Consider the following 16593-nt stretch of genomic DNA (forward strand, 5'->3'; position numbering starts at 1 on the left):
ATGAGCATCCTGAAAAATCTTCCTTACGAATGGCTGGTGGGTCTGCGCTACACGCGCGCCGGCAAGCGTTCGAGCCGCAACAGCTTCATCTCCTTCATCTCGCTGATTTCCATGGCGGGTATCGCGCTGGGCGTGGCGGCGCTCATCATCATCCTGTCCGTGATGAACGGCTTCCAGAAGGACGTGACGGACCGCATGCTCTCCGTGCTGGCGCACGTGGAAATCTATGACAAGAACGGCGGCCTGCAGGACTGGCAGGCGCAGGAGCAGGCCGTGCTGAAGAATCCGCATGTGAAAGGCGCAGCGCCGTTCACTCCGATGCAGGCAGGGCTGATGCATGGTAACGACGGGCTGCGTCCCGCCTTCGTGCGCGGTGTGTTGCCGGACCAGGAGCCGAAGGTGTCGGACGTGGAGCGCAATATCCAGGCGGGCAGCTTCAACGAGCTGCGCCCCGGCGAGTTTGGCATCGTGCTCGGTGTGGACCTGGCACGCTCGCTGCAGGCCAGTGTCGGCGACAAGGTAACAATGATCCTGCCGCAGGGCACCGTAACGCCGGCCGGCATGGTGCCGCGCATGCGCTCCTTCACCGTGCAGGGCATCTTCCATGCAGGCCATCAGGAGTTCGATTCCACCATGGCCTTCGTGCACCTGCAGGATGCCCAGCGCATGCTGCGCATGGACGCGCCATCAGGACTGCGCCTGCGCCTGGACGATATGCATAAGGCGCCGCAGGTGGCGGATGAAATCAAGAAGGTGCTGCCGCCCAACCTCGAAGTGCGCGATTGGTCAAAGCTGAACGCCACGTGGTTTGCGGCAGTTCAAACCGAGAAGCGCATGATGTTCATTATCCTTACCCTGATCATTGCCGTTGCGGGCTTCAACCTGGTCTCCACGCTGGTGATGACCGTGACCGACAAGCAGCCGGACATCGCCATCCTGCGCACGCTGGGCGCCTCGCCGGCATCGATCATGAAAATCTTCGTCATCCAGGGCGCCCTGGTTGGCCTGCTCGGCACCGCGCTGGGCGTTGCCGGCGGCGTGGCGGTGGCCCTCAACATCGACGTTATCGTTCCGTTTATCGAACATTTATTGGGAGTGCAGTTCTTGTCCAAGGATATCTACTACATCAGCACCGTGCCGTCCGACATGCGCTGGCCGGATGTGGCGAAGATCGGCGCGCTGTCCGTTGCGCTGGCCTTCCTGGCTACCCTGTATCCAAGCCGCTGGGCGGCCCGCGTGAATCCTGCGGAGGCGCTGCGCTATGAGTGACAAGGGAACGCCGGTACTGTCCTGCCGCAACCTGGGCAAGACCTTTACGCAGGGCAGCTATTCGGTCAATGTGTTGAAAGGCATCGACTTCGCCGTCTACCGCGGCGAGCGCGTGGCGATTGTGGGCGCTTCGGGTTCCGGCAAATCCACGCTGCTGCACCTGCTGGGCGGCCTGGATACGCCGAGCGAAGGCATTGTTACCTTGCTGGACAAGGATCTGGCCAGCCTGAGCGAAACCGCGCGCGGCACGCTGCGCAACGAATCGCTGGGCTTTGTCTACCAGTTCCACCACCTGCTGCCGGAATTCTCGGCGCTGGACAATGTGGCCATGCCGCTGATGATCCGCCGCCTGAAGCGCGCGGAATCCACGGCGAAGGCGCAGGAGATGCTGGCGCGCGTTGGCCTGGCCAAGCGCGTGTCGCACGTGCCGGGCGAACTCTCCGGCGGCGAACGGCAGCGCGTGGCGCTGGCGCGCGCACTGGTCACGCAGCCGGCCTGCGTGCTGGCGGATGAACCGACCGGTAATCTGGACCACTCCACCGCCGAATCCATTTTCGACCTGATGCTCGAACTGTCGCGCAACCTCGGTACGGCGTTCGTCATCGTCACCCACGATCCTGAACTGGCAAAGCGCTGCGACCGCGTGTTCCGCATGACGGACGAAGGCCTGCGCGCGGACTGAGACCATGTGGATCGATACCCACTGCCACCTTGACGCGCGCGAATTCGGCGGCGAATCGCTGAAAGTAGCGGCGGATGCGGCGGGCAAAGGCGTGTCGATGATCGTGATTCCCGCCATCGACGTGGCCAACTTCGATGCGGTGCGCGACCTGGGCCGGGCGGCGCCGAACGCCTGTTACGGCATCGGCATCCATCCTATCTGCGTGCCGAAGGCGACGGATGCCGACCTGGCGCTGATGCGCGAGCGGGTGGCGCAGGCCATGGACGACCCACGCTTTGTCGCCATTGGCGAAATCGGCCTGGATTTCTTCCTGCCGGAACTCTGCGAACCTGCCATGCGCGACAAGCAGGTGCACTTCCTGCGCGAGCAGCTGCGCATTGCGCGCGACTTCGGCCTGCCGGTGCTCACACATGTGCGCAAGTCGCAGGACCAGGTGCTCAAGCATGTGCGGCAGATTCCACCGGCAGGCGGCATCGCGCACGCCTTCAACGGCAGCTTCCAGCAGGCGCAGGGTTTCATCGATGCGGGTTTCCGGCTTGGCTTCGGCGGCAACCTCACGTTCACGCGTGCGCTGCAGATCCGGCGCCTCGCGGCGGAACTGCCGCTGTCTTCGATTGTGATGGAAACGGACTCGCCGGATATCGCACCCGCGTGGGTGCATCCGGGCGTGAATACGCCGCAGCAGGTGCCTGCGATCGGAGAAGCACTGGCCGAACTGCGCGGCGCCGCGCTGGCGGAGCTTGCGGCCGTCACCACGGAGAACGCCTGCGAGGTCATGCCGCGCATGCGGCAGCTGATCGCAGGCTGATATCGCGGCGGCTTGCCGCCTGATGGGGAAGGAGCTTGCAGCATGCGTTGCACGATCCTCGGTTTCATCGGCGGTGCGGCGCTGCTGCAGTATCAGGCCGCGCTTCCAGCATATCCATTCCTATGGCTTGCCGCCGGCCTGCTGCTTGCGTTTTTGCCGCGCCGCCTTCCCGCGGTACGCCATGCTGTATGCGCGGGCGCCGGTGCAATGCTCGGTTTTGGCTGGGCGGCCGTGCTGGCCCATGCCACGCTGTCATCCGAACTTGCATTGGCCGACGAAGGGCGCGACCTGCTCATCGTCGGCACGGTGGACAGCCTGCTGAACCGCTTCAGCCAGGGCGAGCGCTTCAACTTCGCCGTCGAACAGGTGCTGACGCCCAGGGCGGCTGTGCCGCCGAGGATCGCCTTGTCCTGGTATGCGGGCTTTCGCGGCGATCCCCAGCCGGTGGGAGATGTGCGGCCGGGCGAACGCTGGCAGCTCAAGGTCCGTCTGCAGCGCCCGCATGGCAATGCCAATCCGCACGGTTTCGATTATGAGCTGTGGCAGATGGAGCAGGGTGTACGTGCCACCGGCTACATCCGCGCGGAAGGCGACAACCGCCGCCTCGACAGCTTCGTGCTGACACCGCACAACCTCGTTGAACGCAGCCGCGCGCAGCTGCGCGACCGTATCCAGCGCCTCCTCGGCGACCGGCCTTACGCCGGCGTGATCATCGCCCTCGTTATCGGCGACCAGCGCGCCATCGCGCAATCCGACTGGACGATTTTCAACCGCACCGGCATCTCGCACCTCATTTCAATCTCCGGCCTGCACATCACCATGATGGCCGGACTGGCGGCCGCGGCGGCCTCATGGTTCTGGCGCCGGTCCTTTGCCGGGCGGAGATACCGCTTGCCGCTGCTGCTGCCGTCGCGCAAGGCCGCCGCCATCGCCGGCATGTGCGCTGCGCTGGCCTACGTGCTGCTGGCGGGCTTCGGCGTGCCGGCGCAGCGCACGCTGTACATGCTGTGCGTGGTGGCCCTCGCCACATGGCTGGACCGGCTGACCAGCATTTCACACGTGCTCGCGCTGGCGGCGGCGGTCGTGGTGCTGGCAGATCCATGGGCTGTAATGTGGCCGGGATTCTGGCTCTCCTTCGGCGCCGTCGCCATCATCCTGTACGCATCGGTCGGCAGAACCGCCGGGCATAAGGCGGCGCGTCCGCCGGACCTGGCCGCCGGCAGCCTGCACCCCGTGCGCGGCGAGCCGCTGACGCGGCGGCAGCACCTCGCGGCCACCTTGCAGGCAGCGGTCAACACGCAGTACGCGATCACGCTCGGCCTGGTGCCGCTGACCATGCTGCTGTTCTCCCAGATTTCGATTATCAGCCCGGTTGCGAATGCGCTGGCCATTCCCCTGGTCAGCCTGCTGGTGACACCGATGGCGCTGGCCGGAAGCGTGATGCCGGACCTGCTGGCAAAGCCGCTGCTGAGCGGAGCGCATGAGCTGGTGCGCTGGCTTGCCGTCGCGCTGGAATGGTGCAGCGGATTGCGCTGGGCGGTATGGGCTGCGCCCGCGCCGCCGTGGTGGCTGTTCTGCTGGGCGCTGTTTGGCACGGCCTGGCTGCTCGCACCGCGCGGCTGGCCCATGCGCTGGCTGGGGCTTGCGACGTGGATACCGCTGCTGCTGGCGGAACCGTGGCGGCCTGCCTCCGGCGCCTTGCGCGTTACGGCCTTCGATGTGGGGCAGGGCATGGCCCTGCTGGTGGAAACCGCGAATCACCGCCTGCTGTACGACACCGGGCCGGCCTATTCGCTCGAATCGAACGGCGGCAACCGCGTCATCCTGCCTTACTTGCGGGCGCGCGGCATCGGGGCGCTGGATGCGGTGGTCGTCAGCCACGCGGACAGCGACCATTCAGGCGGTGCGCTGGCCATCCTCGCCAGCATCAGGGCACACTGGCTGTTGTCCTCTCTCGACCTGGCGCATCCGGTGGCGCGGGCGGCGCCCCATGTGCGTTGTGCCGCCGGGCAGCACTGGGAGTGGGACGGCGTGCGCTTCGACATCCTGCATCCCACGGCGGCCAGCTATGCCAACCGTTCGCTGAAGACGAATGCGCGCAGCTGCACGCTGAAGATCACCAGTGCCGCCGGCTCGCTGCTCCTGCCGGGCGATATCGAGGCGGCGCAGGAACAGGATCTGCTCGCACGCGAGGGCGGCGCGATCCGCGCCGATATCCTGCTTGCGCCGCACCACGGCAGCGGCACATCATCGACGCCCGGCTTCATGGCGGCGGTAATGCCTGCGACAGGGATCTTCCAGGTGGGGCACCGCAACCGCTACCGCCACCCCAAGGCCGAGGTGGTGCAGCGCTACCGCGACATGAACGTGCGTGTGCTGAGAACCGACCAGTCAGGCGCGCTGACCATCGATTTCGATGGCGGCATCGCCGTCTCGGAATACCGGCGCGAGCACGCGCGCTACTGGCACGGCCGCTAGCTGCCGAGGGGACGGGAGAAACGCACGCTGGTGCGGCCGTAGCCGATGCGCTCGTAGAAGGCGTGGGCTTCCGTCAGGCGCAGGTTGCTCGTAATTTCCATCAGCTTGCAGCCGCGTTCCGCCAGCAGTGCTTCGGACGCCGCTACCAGCGCGCGGCCCACTCCCGTGCCGCGCAGTGTTTTGCCGACGATGAGCGCCGTGATGCGGCCAACCGGGTAGGGCCGGTGCAGCACCGTCATCACATGCAGCGTTGCGGCGCCCGTCACGGCGCCGCTGCTGTCGAGCGACACGAGGGCGCAATTGCCGTCGGCGTGCCAGTCGTCCCAGCGCGCCGCTACGGCTTCCTGCGTGGTGGGATGCCCCAGCTCGGTGAGCAGCAGCGCGATAATGCCTGCGTCATCGCTGGTAGCGGGGCGTATGGTGGGAGTGCTCATCCATGCATTCTAGCGCCGAATTAGAGGCTTCATACCAGAATTTCGCCGCCATGGCCCCTACAATTGGCTGCCATGAGCAAACCGAAAATCCACTTCTCGCACGCGAACAGCTACCCGGCCGGCACCTATCGCCGCTATTTTGAATATCTCGGGGAGGACTTCGAGATCCAGGCCCTGGATATGCATGCGCACAACCCGGCCTTCCCGGTGGACGACGGCTGGCGCGGGCTGGTGGCGGAGCTGATTGCGGAGCTGGAGCGCCGCTACAAGGAGCCGGTGATCCTGGTCGGCCACTCGCTTGGCGGCATGCTGAGCCTCCTCGCGGCCGCGCAGCGGCCCGACCTGGCGCGCTGCGTGGTGATGCTGGATTCGCCGGTCGTCTCAGGCTGGCGTGCCTTCCTGTGGCGCGTGGTGAAGTGGCTGGGCCGGGAAGACCGCTTCTCGCCATCGAGATTCTCCGTGCGCCGCCGCAACCAGTGGCCCGATGAAGGTGCCGCCTACGAGCACTTTGCCGGCAAGGATATCTTCGCCGCCTGGGCGCCCGGCGTGCTGCAGGACTATATGCTGCATGGGCTGGCGCCGCATGCGGAGGGCGTGCAGCTGCGCTTCTCGCGCGAGATCGAAACGGCGGTCTACCGCACCTTGCCGCATCATGTGGGCCGGGTGCTGTCCAGAGGGCTGAAAGTGCCGGTCGCCTACATCGCAGGCGAAGATTCGGAAGAGAACCGCCTGGCCGGTTTGGAGCCGACCAAGGCGCTGGTGGGCGAGCATTTCCGCGTGGTGCCGGGTGGCCACCTGTTCCCGATGGAAGACCCGGCACTGGCTGCACAGGTCACGCGGGAGCTGATCTGCGCACTGGTCGGCGAAAAACTGGACCTCTGCCAGGGCCCGGAAGCGTTGCGCCGCGCCTGATTTCGCGTAAAATCCAGCGCATTGGACTGCGCCGCCCCGGCGCAGGATTTCCCGCAACCACAGAAAATGCCTTTGCGATGACGATTAAGAGCGATAAATGGATCCGCCGTATGGCGCAGGAACACGGAATGATCGAGCCATACGAACCGGGCCAGGTGCGCGCCGTCGATGGCCGCAAGGTGATTTCGTACGGGACTTCGTCGTATGGCTACGACATTCGCTGCGCCGATGAGTTCAAGGTATTCACCAACATCAACAGCACCATCGTCGATCCGAAGAACTTCGATTCGAATTCCTTCGTTGACGTGAAGAGCGACGTCTGCATCATTCCGCCGAACTCCTTCGCGCTGGCGCGCACCATCGAATATTTCCGCATTCCGCGCAACGTGCTGACCGTTTGCCTCGGCAAATCGACCTATGCGCGCTGCGGCATTATCGTGAACGTCACGCCGTTCGAGCCAGAATGGGAAGGCTATGTGACGCTGGAGTTCTCGAACACCACGCCGCTGCCGGCCAAGATCTATGCGGGCGAGGGCTGCGCCCAGGTGCTGTTCTTTGAAAGCGACGAGATCTGCGAAGTGTCCTACAAGGACCGCAACGGCAAATACCAGGGCCAGCACGGCGTTACGCTGCCCAAGGCCTGATTCTCCTCACGCCAGCGGCAGGGCAATCTCCACACACAGGCCGCCGTCCTCGCGGTTGGCCGCGTGGATGGTGCCGCCATGCTGCTGCACCACCTGCTGGGCAATGGCCAGGCCCAGGCCGTGGCCTTCCACGTCCTTCCCGGTGCCTTCACCGCGGTAGAAGGGCTCGAAAATCGCCTTCAGGTCCTGTGGCGCAACGCCGGGGCCGCGGTCCAGCACCCGGATCATGAGCTGGTCCGCTTCGGGCCGGATCTCCACTTCCACCGCCTGGCCCATGGGGCTGTGCTTGATGGCGTTGCGTACCACGTTCTCGATGGCGCGCGCCAGCAGGTCCGCCTGGCCCAGGATGATGACGGCGCCTTCGCCGTGCTGCATCAGTTTGCGGCCGTGGGTTGTGGCTTCAAATTCCGCGTCTTCCAGCAACTGGCCGAGCAGGTCGGCCATATCGATATCTTCCTTTGCCGTTTCCAGCGCGCCGGATTCGAGGCGGGCCAGCGTCAGCAGCTCGCCGACCAGCTTGTCCATGCGGATGCTTTCGCGTTCGATGCGTTCCATCGAGGCGGCCATTTTGTCGGGCTGCTGGTGGGCGAGGCCGATGGCGGCTTGCAGGCGGGCCAGCGGGGAGCGCAACTCGTGGGAAACGTCATGCAGCAGGCGGGTCTGGCCTTCGATCAGGCTGCGCAGGCGTGCCGCCATGCGGTCGAAGTCGCGGCTGAGGTCATGCAGTTCGTCGCCGCCCTTGATTCCGAGGTGTTCGAAACGCGGCGCGAGATCGCCGCTGGATGCCGCCTCGAAGGCCTGGCGCAAAGAGCGGATGGGACGCGAGAAGTACCACGCCAGCAGCGCTGCGAACAGAAGGCTGGCCAGCACGGCGCAGGCCAGCGGCACAAACGGCGTCAATGGCTGGAAGCGCGGACCGGGACCGTCTCGGCCAGGCCCATCGCGGCGGGGACCTCCCGTCGCGTCGGCATCCGGCCGGGCAGGGGGCTCGGCGGGCGTGGCGCCGGCGCTGCCCTGGCCGGTGCGCGGTGATGGCAGGTTGCCGGCCTGTGGCGCATCATGTGCTCCGGTGGCCTGGTTCGCGCGGCCCGGCACGGGCGGCGGCAGGCCATCCGGCGGCGCAGGCGGACGGCCAGGCTGCATTGGCTCGCCGCCCGGTATCGGCAAGCCGGCGCCCGCGATCAGTGGCCGCGCGTCGTTGGCGCGCAGGCCGCGCTGCGGCTCGTGCGCGGGCAGGAATAGCATATAGCGGCTGCCGTCGGGCAATGTGACCCGCCGCACCACGCGCTCGTCACCCTTGTCCAGCAGCTGCTTGGCTTCCACCTGCTGCCTGCGGCTGACGATGCGGCCCAGCAGCTCCTTGCCTTCTTCGTTCACCGCAAACACGCGGTGCCGGTCCATGTTTTCGAGCAGGCTGCGCAAGGCGTCCGGGCCGCCATAGCGCAGTGTGGCGACGGCGGATTCAATGGCCAGGCCGGCGGGCGGGCTCATATCGATATCCGGCCGCTTCATCTGTGCGTCGCTGCGGTTCCTCAGCCAGATGGCGCCCCCGATCGCTACCGTTGCCGCAATCTGCGCCAGCAGGATGGAGAGGAAGAACTTCCAGAACAGCCGTCCCACGATCAGTCCTTGATAAGCTGGTAGCCAAGCCGGTACACGGTCTGCAGGCAGGAGCGGCCGTCCGCCACGGTGCCCAGCTTGTGCCGCAGGCTGCTGAGGTGTACATCGATATTGCGGTCGAAGCGCGCCATGGGGCGGCCCAGGCCCTGTTCGGACAGCGTGTTCTTGCTGACCGGCTTGCCCGCATTGCGGGCCAGTACCTCCAGCAGGTTGAATTCGGTGCTCGTCAGTTCCAGCGTGTTGCCGGCCCATGTTGCGCGCCGCTGCTCGGGCCACATGGTGAGCTGGCCGGCGGTGAGCTGCGCCGGGCCTTGCGATACGGCCGCAGGATCGGGCTGGGTGCGGCGCAGGATGGCGCGGATGCGGGCCGTCAGTTCGCGCGGGGTGCAGGGTTTCGTCACATAGTCGTCCGCGCCCAGTTCAAGGCCGACGATGCGGTCGGTATCGTCGCCGCGCGCGGTCAGCATCAGGATGGGCATATTGCTCGCGGCCCGGATGCGGCGCAGGGTCTCCAGGCCGTTCATGCGCGGCATCATCACATCGAGTACGGCAATTGCAAACGTGCCGCCCAGCGCTTCCTGCACGCCGCTCACGCCGTCATGCGCCGCTTTAACCTCGAAGCCTTCCCGCTCCAGGTATTCCTGGAACATCGCGACCAGTTCGACATCGTCGTCTATCAGCAGGACCTTGCTCATCGTGCGGAAACATTGAAAAGAGGCCCCCATCATAGCAAACAGGCTGTGGCGGCCATGGCTGTCTTTACACGCTTTTACTCGCCGCTAACCGCGCTTTACACCTCCCGCAAAGAGAATTCAGTTTCCCATGTTCCTCAAGGTGACAACAATATGAATAAAGCAAAACTCAGCCTGCAAGGCCTGCTGCTGGCGGCCGTCATGGCCGCGCCATTTGCCGCCATTGCCGGCGACGGGCCGGGCCACAGCGGCCCGCCGCGTGGCGCGCCCCACCGGGCCGGCGCCATGCCGGGCCCCGGCCCGGATGGTGAACCGCCGTTCATGCGCGGCCTGGGCCTGACGGAAGCGCAGGAAGACAAGGTGTTCGCCATCCTGCACGCCCAGGCGCCGTATCTGCGCGAGCAGGGCAAGGCACACGAGAGAGCGGAACGCGCGCTCGATGAAATGCATGACGCGGGCAAGTTCGACGATGCTGCCGCGGTGAAGCTGGCGCAGGCCTCGGCGCAGGCCATTGCCAACATCACGCTGCAGCACTTGCGCACCGAACAGAAGCTGCTCGCCGTGCTCACGCCCGAGCAGCGCCAGAAGCTGCAGGACCGTCAACCACCACGTCCGCCACAGCGTGAATCAGGGGAGCCGCAATGAGCATCAGTTCCATCATGTCCAGCAGTGCAGCCAGCCAGGAGAATATGGAAATTCACAATCATGACCAGGGACTGGCCGCCGACCTGGAGGCGCTGCTGAAGATGCATACGGGACGCAGGCAATCGCTGCGCATGCTGTTCGCCGGCGCGGCAGCCTTGCCGCTGATGGGCTGCGGCGGAGGCGCCGCGGGCACGGCTGCGGCCGGAACTTCGGCCAACGGCGCCACCACGACGCCAGCAACGACAACCGGCACGGGCGGCACCACGACCAGCACCACGGCTGGCAGCTGCACCGCCATTCCCGAGGAAACGGGAGGCCCTTATCCTGCAGATGGCACGAACAGCAATGGCAGCGGCATCGTCAACGTGCTGACCCAGACCGGCGTCGTGAGGAGCGATATCCGCAGCAGCTTCAATGGTTCAAGCGGCACGGCGGCGGGCGTGCCGCTGACGATCAAGCTGCGCATACTGAACGCGAACGCCAGCTGCGGCGCGGCGGGCAATTTCGCGGTCTACCTGTGGCATTGCGACCGCGAGGGTCGCTACTCGCTGTATTCGAGCGGCGTAACGAACCAGAACTATCTGCGCGGCGTGCAGGAGGCGGATGCGGACGGCAACGTGACCTTCACCACCATTTTCCCCGGCTGCTACGACGGCCGCATGCCGCATGTGCACTTCGAGGTGTACCAGTCGCTGGTGAAGGCGGCGAGCGCATCGAACCGCATCAAGACCTCGCAGTTCACTTTCCCGATGGCGACGCTGAACGAGGCCTACACGGCCAGCGGTTATGCCGCCAGCGTGAGCAACCTGGCGCGCATCAGCTATGCAACGGACAATGTGTTCAGCGACGGCTATTCGCTTCAGCTGGCAACGATGAGCGGCAACGCCACGGACGGCTATGTGGCGACGCTGACGCTGGCGGTGGTGGCCTGAAAAAAATCCCCGTCGCAGCGGGGATTCGTTTTACTGCTTTACGCAGTCGACAAAGTAGTCGCGCTTGCCGTTTACTTCGCGCTTCACGAGGCCGTGCACGTCGGTCTCGAAGCCCGGGAAGCGCTCGTTGAAGTCGCGCGCGAAGCGCAGGTAGTCAACAATGGTCTTGTTGAAGCGCTCGCCCGGAATCAGCAGCGGAATGCCCGGCGGATAAGGCGTCAGCAGGATGGAAGTGATGCGGCCTTCCAGGTCGTCGATCGCCACGCGCTCGATCTCGCGGTGCGCCATCTTGGCAAACGCTTCCGATGGCTTCATTGCCGGGATCATGTCCGACAGGTACATCTCGGTCGTCAGGCGCGCCACGTCATACGCCTTGTAGAAGTCGTGGATCGACTGGCACAGGTCGCGCAGGCCCATCTTCTCGTAGCGCGGGTTCGCCGCCGAGAATTCCGGCAGGATGCGCCACAGCGGCATGTTCTTGTCGTAGTCGTCCTTGAACTGCTGCAGCGCGGTCAGCAGCGTGTTCCAGCGGCCCTTGGTGATGCCGATGGTGAACATGATGAAGAAGGAGTACAGGCCGCACTTCTCCACGATCACGCCGTGTTCCGCCAGGTATTTGGTGACAATGGACGCCGGAATGCCGCTTTCGGCGAACTGGCCGTCCAGCGACAGGCCCGGATTGACGATGGTGGCCTTGATCGGGTCCAGCATGTTGAAGCCCGGCGCCAGCTTGCCGAAGCCGTGCCATTCGTCTTCCGCGCGGATGATCCAGTCTTCGCGCGTGCCGATGCCTTCCTCGGCAAAGGTATCCGGCCCCCAGACCTTGAACCACCAGTCCTTGCCCCATTCTTCGTCGATCTTCTTCATCGCGCGGCGGAAGTCCAGCGCTTCGAGGATCGATTCTTCCACCAGCGCGGTGCCGCCCGGCGCTTCCATCATGGCCGCTGCCACGTCGCACGAAGCGATGATGGAGTACTGCGGCGAGGTGGAGGTGTGCATCAGGTAGGCCTCGTTGAAGGCATCCTTGTCCAGCTTCACCGATTCCGATTCGCGCACCAGCACCTGCGAAGCCTGCGACAGGCCCGCCAGCAGCTTGTGGGTGGACTGGGTGGAGAAGATCAGCGATTCCTTGGCGCGCGGGCGGTCCTTGCCGATCGCATGCATGTCCTTGTAGAAGTCGTGGAAGGTGGCGTGCGGCAGCCAGGCTTCGTCGAAGTGCAGGGTGTCGATCTTCCCGTCCAGCATTTCGCGCAGCACTTCCACGTTGTACACCACGCCGTCGTAGGTGGACTGGGTGATGGTGAGGATGCGGGGCTTCTTGTTCGCGGCGTCGCGTGCGAACGGGTTGTTGGCGATCTTGCGCTCAATGCTCTCCATCGTGAACTCTTCGAGCGGGATCGGGCCGATGATGCCGAGGTGGTTGCGGGTCGGCATCAGGAACACGGGGATCGCTCCGCACATGATGATCGAGTGCAGGATGGACTTGTGGCAGTTACGGTCCACCACCACGATATCGCCCGGCGCAACGGTGGAGTGCCACACCATCTTGTTCGAGGTGGAGGTGCCGTTGGTGACGAAGTAGCAGTGGTCCGCATTGTAGATGCGGGCGGCGTTGCGCTCGGAAGCGGCCACCGGGCCGGTATGGTCCAGCAGCTGGCCCAGTTCTTCCACCGCGTTGCAGACGTCCGCGCGCAGCATGTTCTCGCCGAAGAACTGGTGGAACATCTGGCCGATAGGGGACTTCAGGAAGGCCACGCCGCCGGAGTGGCCGGGGCAGTGCCAGGAATAGGAGCCGTCGTTCGCGTAGTGCACCAGCGCGCGGAAGAAGGGCGGCGACAGGCCGTCCAGGTAGGACTTCGCTTCGCGGATGATGTGGCGCGCCACGAATTCCGGCGTGTCTTCGAACATATGGATGAAGCCGTGCAGCTCGCGCAGGATATCGTTCGGGATATGGCGCGACGTGCGGGTTTCACCGTACAGGTAAATAGGAATGTCCGCATTCTTGTAGCGGATTTCTTCGACGAAGGCGCGCAGCGATTTCAGCGCGTGGTCGGTTTCTTCCGCCGAACCGCCGCCGAATTCCTCATCGTCGATGGACAGCACGAAGGCCGAAGCGCGCGACTGCTGCTGGGCGAACTGGGACAGGTCGCCGTAGCTGGTAACACCCAGCACTTCCATGCCTTCTTTTTCCATGGCCGCAGCCAGGGCGCGAATGCCCAGCCCCGAGGTGTTCTCAGAACGGAAATCCTCGTCGATGATGACGATAGGGAAGCGAAATTTCATCGTAATCTCCGGGCGTGTTCAGCGCCGCCATAAAAAAAGAGAACGGATTCTCGCAGAAAATGCGGCAATCCGGTGAAAAAAATAGTCTAATCCTTCAGCCCTGCCTGCGGCGCAAGGTAACGAAGGCGTAGGGCAGCCCGGCCTCGGAAACATGCGGCTCGCGGGCCGTTTCCTGCCATTCGCCGGCAGGCAGTTCGGGGAAAAAGGCGTCGCACTCGAACGCCTGGCCAATTTCCGTGCGCACCACCACGTCCGCCAGGGGCAGCGACTGCTGGTAGATCTGCGCGCCGCCGATGATGAAAGCCTGGTCCGTGCTCTCCACCAGTGCGCGTGCGGCCTCCAGCGAGGTCACGGTTTCCACGCCGTCCGCTCGCCATTCGGCATTGCGGCTGACGACAATGTTGCGGCGGTTCGGCAGCGGGCGGCCAATCGATTCGAAGGTCTTGCGGCCCATGATGATCGGATGGCCGGACGTCATGCGCTTGAAATGCGCCAGGTCTTCCGGCAGGCGCCAGGGCAGGGTGTTGTTGATGCCGATGCCGCCCTTGGCGTCGGTGGCAACGATGATCGTCAGCTGTGTCATTAATACAATATTTTCGTCGGCGAGGGGCCAATTATAGCGATTCTGTGTTTACACTGTATGACCTGCCTGAAGGAGGATTGCCATGAGAGTTTACCTGTTCGTTCTGAGTACGCTCGCCGATTGGGAAATCGGCTACCTGACTGCCGAATTGCACAGCAAGCGCTTCTTCCGTGATCCCAAGGCCAATGTCCAGCTGATGAAGCTTGGGCTGTCCCGTGCGCCGGTGGAGAGCATGGGCGGCATGCACATTGCGCCCGATGTGGGCCTGGACGATATCCGCATGGAGAAGGACGATGTGCTGGTCCTGCCGGGCGCCGAAACCTGGGAGAACGGCAACGACGTGATCCTGCAGTTCGCGCGCGACCGGCTGGAGCAGGGCTTCCGCGTGGCCGCCATCTGCGGCGCCACCGTGGGGCTGGCGCGCGTGGGCGCGCTGAACGGGCTGCAGCACACCAGCAATGACCTGGGCTACCTGCAGTCGGTCTGTCCGCAATACAGCGGCGCGGCGCTATACCGCAAGGAGCCCGCGGTGCGCGACCGCAACCTGGTCACGGCCACCGGCCTGGCGCCGCTGGAGTTCACGCGAGAGGTGCTGGCCATGCTGGATGTGTTCAAGCCGGAGACGCTGGATGCCTGGTACAAGCTGTTCCTGACGCGTGAAGAGCAGCATTACCATGCGCTGGTGGCCTCGATGTCCGATGTATAATGCGCGCCTATGAACGATACTACGACCAAACCAGAATTGCCGGATCATCTGTCGATCGATCCGCGCAGCAAGTTCCACGTTCCTGCCGTGTTCGAGCATGAGGTGGCCATCAAATTCAACGACAAGGAACGCCACGACGTGGAAGAGTACTGCATCAGCGAGGGCTGGATCAAAGTCCCCGCCGGCAAGGCGCTCGACCGCAAGGGCAATCCCATGCTGATCAAGCTGAAGGGCAAGGTCGAAGCGTTTTACCGCTAAGCGCCTTCAGTCCTGAGCTGAATGCACCCGCGCCGCCATTGGCCGGGTGCCGCAAATACGGCAGGTGGGCCTTGCCCATCTCGCCGAGTACTTCTTCTGCCACACGTCCCACCGGCACCAGCGGCCGGTTCGGGAACAGCGCCAGGAACTGTTCCAGCAGGCGCCTGTTCTTCTTCAGTTCTTCCGGCGCCGGCTTGCGGTTGGTGAGATAGCTGCCATTCATCGGGTGGAAGGCAAAGGCATTCCACAGCACCACCGAACGCGTGTCGATTCCCGCCTGTTTCATCGTTTTCCAGACTATCGTTGCCGTGGGTTCGTTTGCCCCCTGTGGCAGGTGTTTGCTGGTCTGCGCGCAGGCAGCGTGCGTTACGTCTTCCGGGTGAATGTCATTGTGGCGGTGATGGCCGAGCAGGATGCGCTCGGAGGTCATGGGAATGCCGGAGAAGTGACAGCCCTGGAAGCCCGGCGCTTCGGCCAGCAGCACCATGCCTGTGCTGGAAATGCGCTCCGAGAGGTAGCGGTGCAGGTGTTCGGCGCGGATATCGGCAGCATTGGGGCGCGCGTCATGATCGCGGTCCCGGTCGCGCCAGGGATTGAACACGTCCGGCATTTTGCAGAAGCGCCGCAGCGCTTCCACAAAATCCACTACCTCGCTCATACCGCCATCGGCGCAGTAAGCGGGGCGTGGTGCCGGTAGCCTTCGAGCGTGAAGTCGGACGGTTCGATCTTTTCCAGCCACTCGGGTTCGTACTTGCCGGTTTCCGCGAAGGCAGGCACGCGCTCGTTGATGACGAGCTGCGGCAATGGCAGCGGTTCGCGCTTCAGCTGTTCCTGCACCATATCCATGTGGTTCTCGTAGATATGGGCATCGCCGATGAAGTAGCTGAACCAGCGTGGCGTGTAGCCGGTGAGGCGCGCAACCAGCGCGAGCAGGGCCGCGCCCTCCGCGATATTGAAGGGCGTGCCGAGGCCAATGTCGTTGCTGCGCACGTAGAGAATCAGCGACAGCTCTTTCGTGGTGGCGTTCGGAATGAACTGGTACAGCAGGTGGCAGGCAGGCAGGGCAACCTGATCCAGCACGGCGGGATTCCAGCCGTGGAACAGGATGCGGCGGCTGCCGGGATTGTTCATGATGGTGTCCAGGCATTCGCGCAGCTGGTCGATGGCCTTGTACAGCAGGACTTTCCTGACGCCGCCTTCTTCCAGCGGCGCCACCTGGCGGAAGCCGTTGCGCAGCGCATCGGCAATCTGCGCGCCTTCGCCGGCATCCAGTAGCTTGTAGCCGGGCCATTGGCGCCATTGGACGCCGTACACGGGACCGAGGTCGTCCAGGCCTTCGCGGTAGGGGTTTTCCAGCCACTGTTTGTTTTCGTTGGCGTTCTGGTCCCACACCTTGCAGCCCAGCGCGCGGAAATCGGCGGCGCTGCGGGAGGCGCGCAGGAAGGCGCACAGCTCGCCGACGACGGACTTGAAGGCCAGCTTTTTGGTGGTAACAGCGGGGAACCCGTCTTTCAGGTCAAAGCGCATCATCGCGCCCGGAACGCTCAGCGTGCGGATGCCGGTGCGGTTATCCTGCCAGCTACCCTGGTCGAGCACAGTTTTGATGAGTTGCTGGTATTGCTGCATTCGGATCTCCGCGTGAAAACA

General features: G+C 64.4%; 17 protein-coding genes. 10 read left to right on the forward strand and 7 right to left on the reverse strand.

Annotated features, from left to right (window positions below):
• From ACJRPG_RS07990 to ACJRPG_RS08005, 4 genes are read left to right on the forward strand one after another with little or no spacing between them, the layout of a single operon-like run.
• Positions 1-1269 carry a lipoprotein-releasing ABC transporter permease subunit gene (locus ACJRPG_RS07990; RefSeq protein WP_407999536.1) on the forward strand — a complete coding sequence of 423 codons (1269 nt, stop codon included), beginning with the start codon at positions 1-3 and terminating at the stop codon, positions 1267-1269.
• Positions 1262-1951 (forward strand): lipoprotein-releasing ABC transporter ATP-binding protein LolD, encoded by a 690-nt coding sequence (gene lolD, locus ACJRPG_RS07995; protein ID WP_407999537.1) that lies wholly within the window; start codon positions 1262-1264, stop codon positions 1949-1951. The genes ACJRPG_RS07990 and lolD overlap by 8 nt, the downstream gene beginning before the upstream one ends.
• 4 nt (positions 1952-1955) lie before the next feature.
• Positions 1956-2759 carry a TatD family hydrolase gene (locus tag ACJRPG_RS08000; RefSeq protein WP_407999538.1) on the forward strand — a complete coding sequence of 268 codons (804 nt, stop codon included), beginning with the start codon at positions 1956-1958 and terminating at the stop codon, positions 2757-2759.
• Positions 2760-2801: 42 nt separating this feature from the next.
• On the forward strand, positions 2802-5237 hold the full coding sequence (locus ACJRPG_RS08005) for a DNA internalization-related competence protein ComEC/Rec2 (protein WP_407999539.1): 2436 nt from the start codon (positions 2802-2804) through the stop codon (positions 5235-5237).
• Here ACJRPG_RS08005 and ACJRPG_RS08010 read toward each other — a convergent pair.
• Entirely contained in the window at positions 5234-5671 is a 438-nt protein-coding gene (locus tag ACJRPG_RS08010; protein ID WP_407999540.1) for a GNAT family N-acetyltransferase, read from the reverse strand. The genes ACJRPG_RS08005 and ACJRPG_RS08010 overlap by 4 nt on opposite strands.
• A 72-nt stretch (positions 5672-5743) precedes the next feature.
• Between ACJRPG_RS08010 and ACJRPG_RS08015 the strand changes: the two genes are divergently transcribed.
• On the forward strand, positions 5744-6583 hold the full coding sequence (locus ACJRPG_RS08015; RefSeq protein WP_407999541.1) for an alpha/beta fold hydrolase: 840 nt from the start codon (positions 5744-5746) through the stop codon (positions 6581-6583).
• Between the two features lie 77 nt (positions 6584-6660).
• A complete protein-coding gene (dcd, locus tag ACJRPG_RS08020) occupies positions 6661-7227 on the forward strand; it encodes a dCTP deaminase (protein WP_407999542.1) in 567 nt (188 codons plus the stop codon).
• A 6-nt stretch (positions 7228-7233) separates the two neighbouring features.
• Here dcd and ACJRPG_RS08025 read toward each other — a convergent pair whose 3' ends face one another.
• Complete coding sequence (locus ACJRPG_RS08025) at positions 7234-8847, reverse strand: sensor histidine kinase (RefSeq protein ID WP_407999543.1); 1614 nt, start codon at positions 8845-8847, stop codon at positions 7234-7236.
• A gap of 2 nt (positions 8848-8849) precedes the next feature.
• Entirely contained in the window at positions 8850-9542 is a 693-nt protein-coding gene (locus tag ACJRPG_RS08030) for a response regulator transcription factor (protein ID WP_407999544.1), read from the reverse strand.
• A gap of 150 nt (positions 9543-9692) precedes the next feature.
• Between ACJRPG_RS08030 and ACJRPG_RS08035 the strand changes: the two genes are divergently transcribed.
• Together ACJRPG_RS08035 and ACJRPG_RS08040 are read left to right on the forward strand one after the other, a co-directional pair.
• Entirely contained in the window at positions 9693-10184 is a 492-nt protein-coding gene (locus ACJRPG_RS08035; protein WP_407999545.1) for a Spy/CpxP family protein refolding chaperone, read from the forward strand.
• A 44-nt stretch (positions 10185-10228) separates the two neighbouring features.
• Complete coding sequence (locus ACJRPG_RS08040) at positions 10229-11116, forward strand: dioxygenase family protein (protein WP_407999987.1); 888 nt, start codon at positions 10229-10231, stop codon at positions 11114-11116.
• A 30-nt stretch (positions 11117-11146) separates the two neighbouring features.
• Here the strand turns inward: ACJRPG_RS08040 and ACJRPG_RS08045 are convergent, their stop codons facing one another.
• Together ACJRPG_RS08045 and ACJRPG_RS08050 are read right to left on the reverse strand one after the other, a co-directional pair.
• Positions 11147-13399 (reverse strand): Orn/Lys/Arg family decarboxylase, encoded by a 2253-nt coding sequence (locus tag ACJRPG_RS08045; RefSeq protein ID WP_407999546.1) that lies wholly within the window; start codon positions 13397-13399, stop codon positions 11147-11149.
• Positions 13400-13493: 94 nt separating this feature from the next.
• Positions 13494-13982 (reverse strand): dihydrofolate reductase, encoded by a 489-nt coding sequence (locus ACJRPG_RS08050; protein WP_407999547.1) that lies wholly within the window; start codon positions 13980-13982, stop codon positions 13494-13496.
• An 82-nt stretch (positions 13983-14064) separates the two neighbouring features.
• Here ACJRPG_RS08050 and ACJRPG_RS08055 point away from each other — a divergent pair, with 82 nt between their 5' ends.
• Positions 14065-14688: a type 1 glutamine amidotransferase family protein gene (locus tag ACJRPG_RS08055; protein ID WP_407999548.1), complete on the forward strand. Its 624-nt coding sequence runs from the start codon at positions 14065-14067 to the stop codon at positions 14686-14688.
• Between the two features lie 9 nt (positions 14689-14697).
• On the forward strand, positions 14698-14946 hold the full coding sequence (locus tag ACJRPG_RS08060; protein WP_407999549.1) for a DUF3297 family protein: 249 nt from the start codon (positions 14698-14700) through the stop codon (positions 14944-14946).
• Here the strand turns inward: ACJRPG_RS08060 and ACJRPG_RS08065 are convergent.
• Positions 14909-15604 carry a uracil-DNA glycosylase gene (locus ACJRPG_RS08065; protein WP_407999550.1) on the reverse strand — a complete coding sequence of 232 codons (696 nt, stop codon included), beginning with the start codon at positions 15602-15604 and terminating at the stop codon, positions 14909-14911. The two genes, ACJRPG_RS08060 and ACJRPG_RS08065, sit on opposite strands and share 38 nt — an antisense overlap.
• Positions 15601-16572, reverse strand: a complete 972-nt coding sequence (locus ACJRPG_RS08070) for a thymidylate synthase (protein ID WP_407999551.1) — start codon at positions 16570-16572, stop codon at positions 15601-15603. Before ACJRPG_RS08070 ends, ACJRPG_RS08065 begins: the two co-directional genes overlap by 4 nt.
• Positions 16573-16593: the final 21 nt, after the last annotated feature.

It is taken from the genome of Pseudoduganella rhizocola (assembly GCF_045984285.3).
GTDB lineage: Bacteria > Pseudomonadota > Gammaproteobacteria > Burkholderiales > Burkholderiaceae_D > Rugamonas.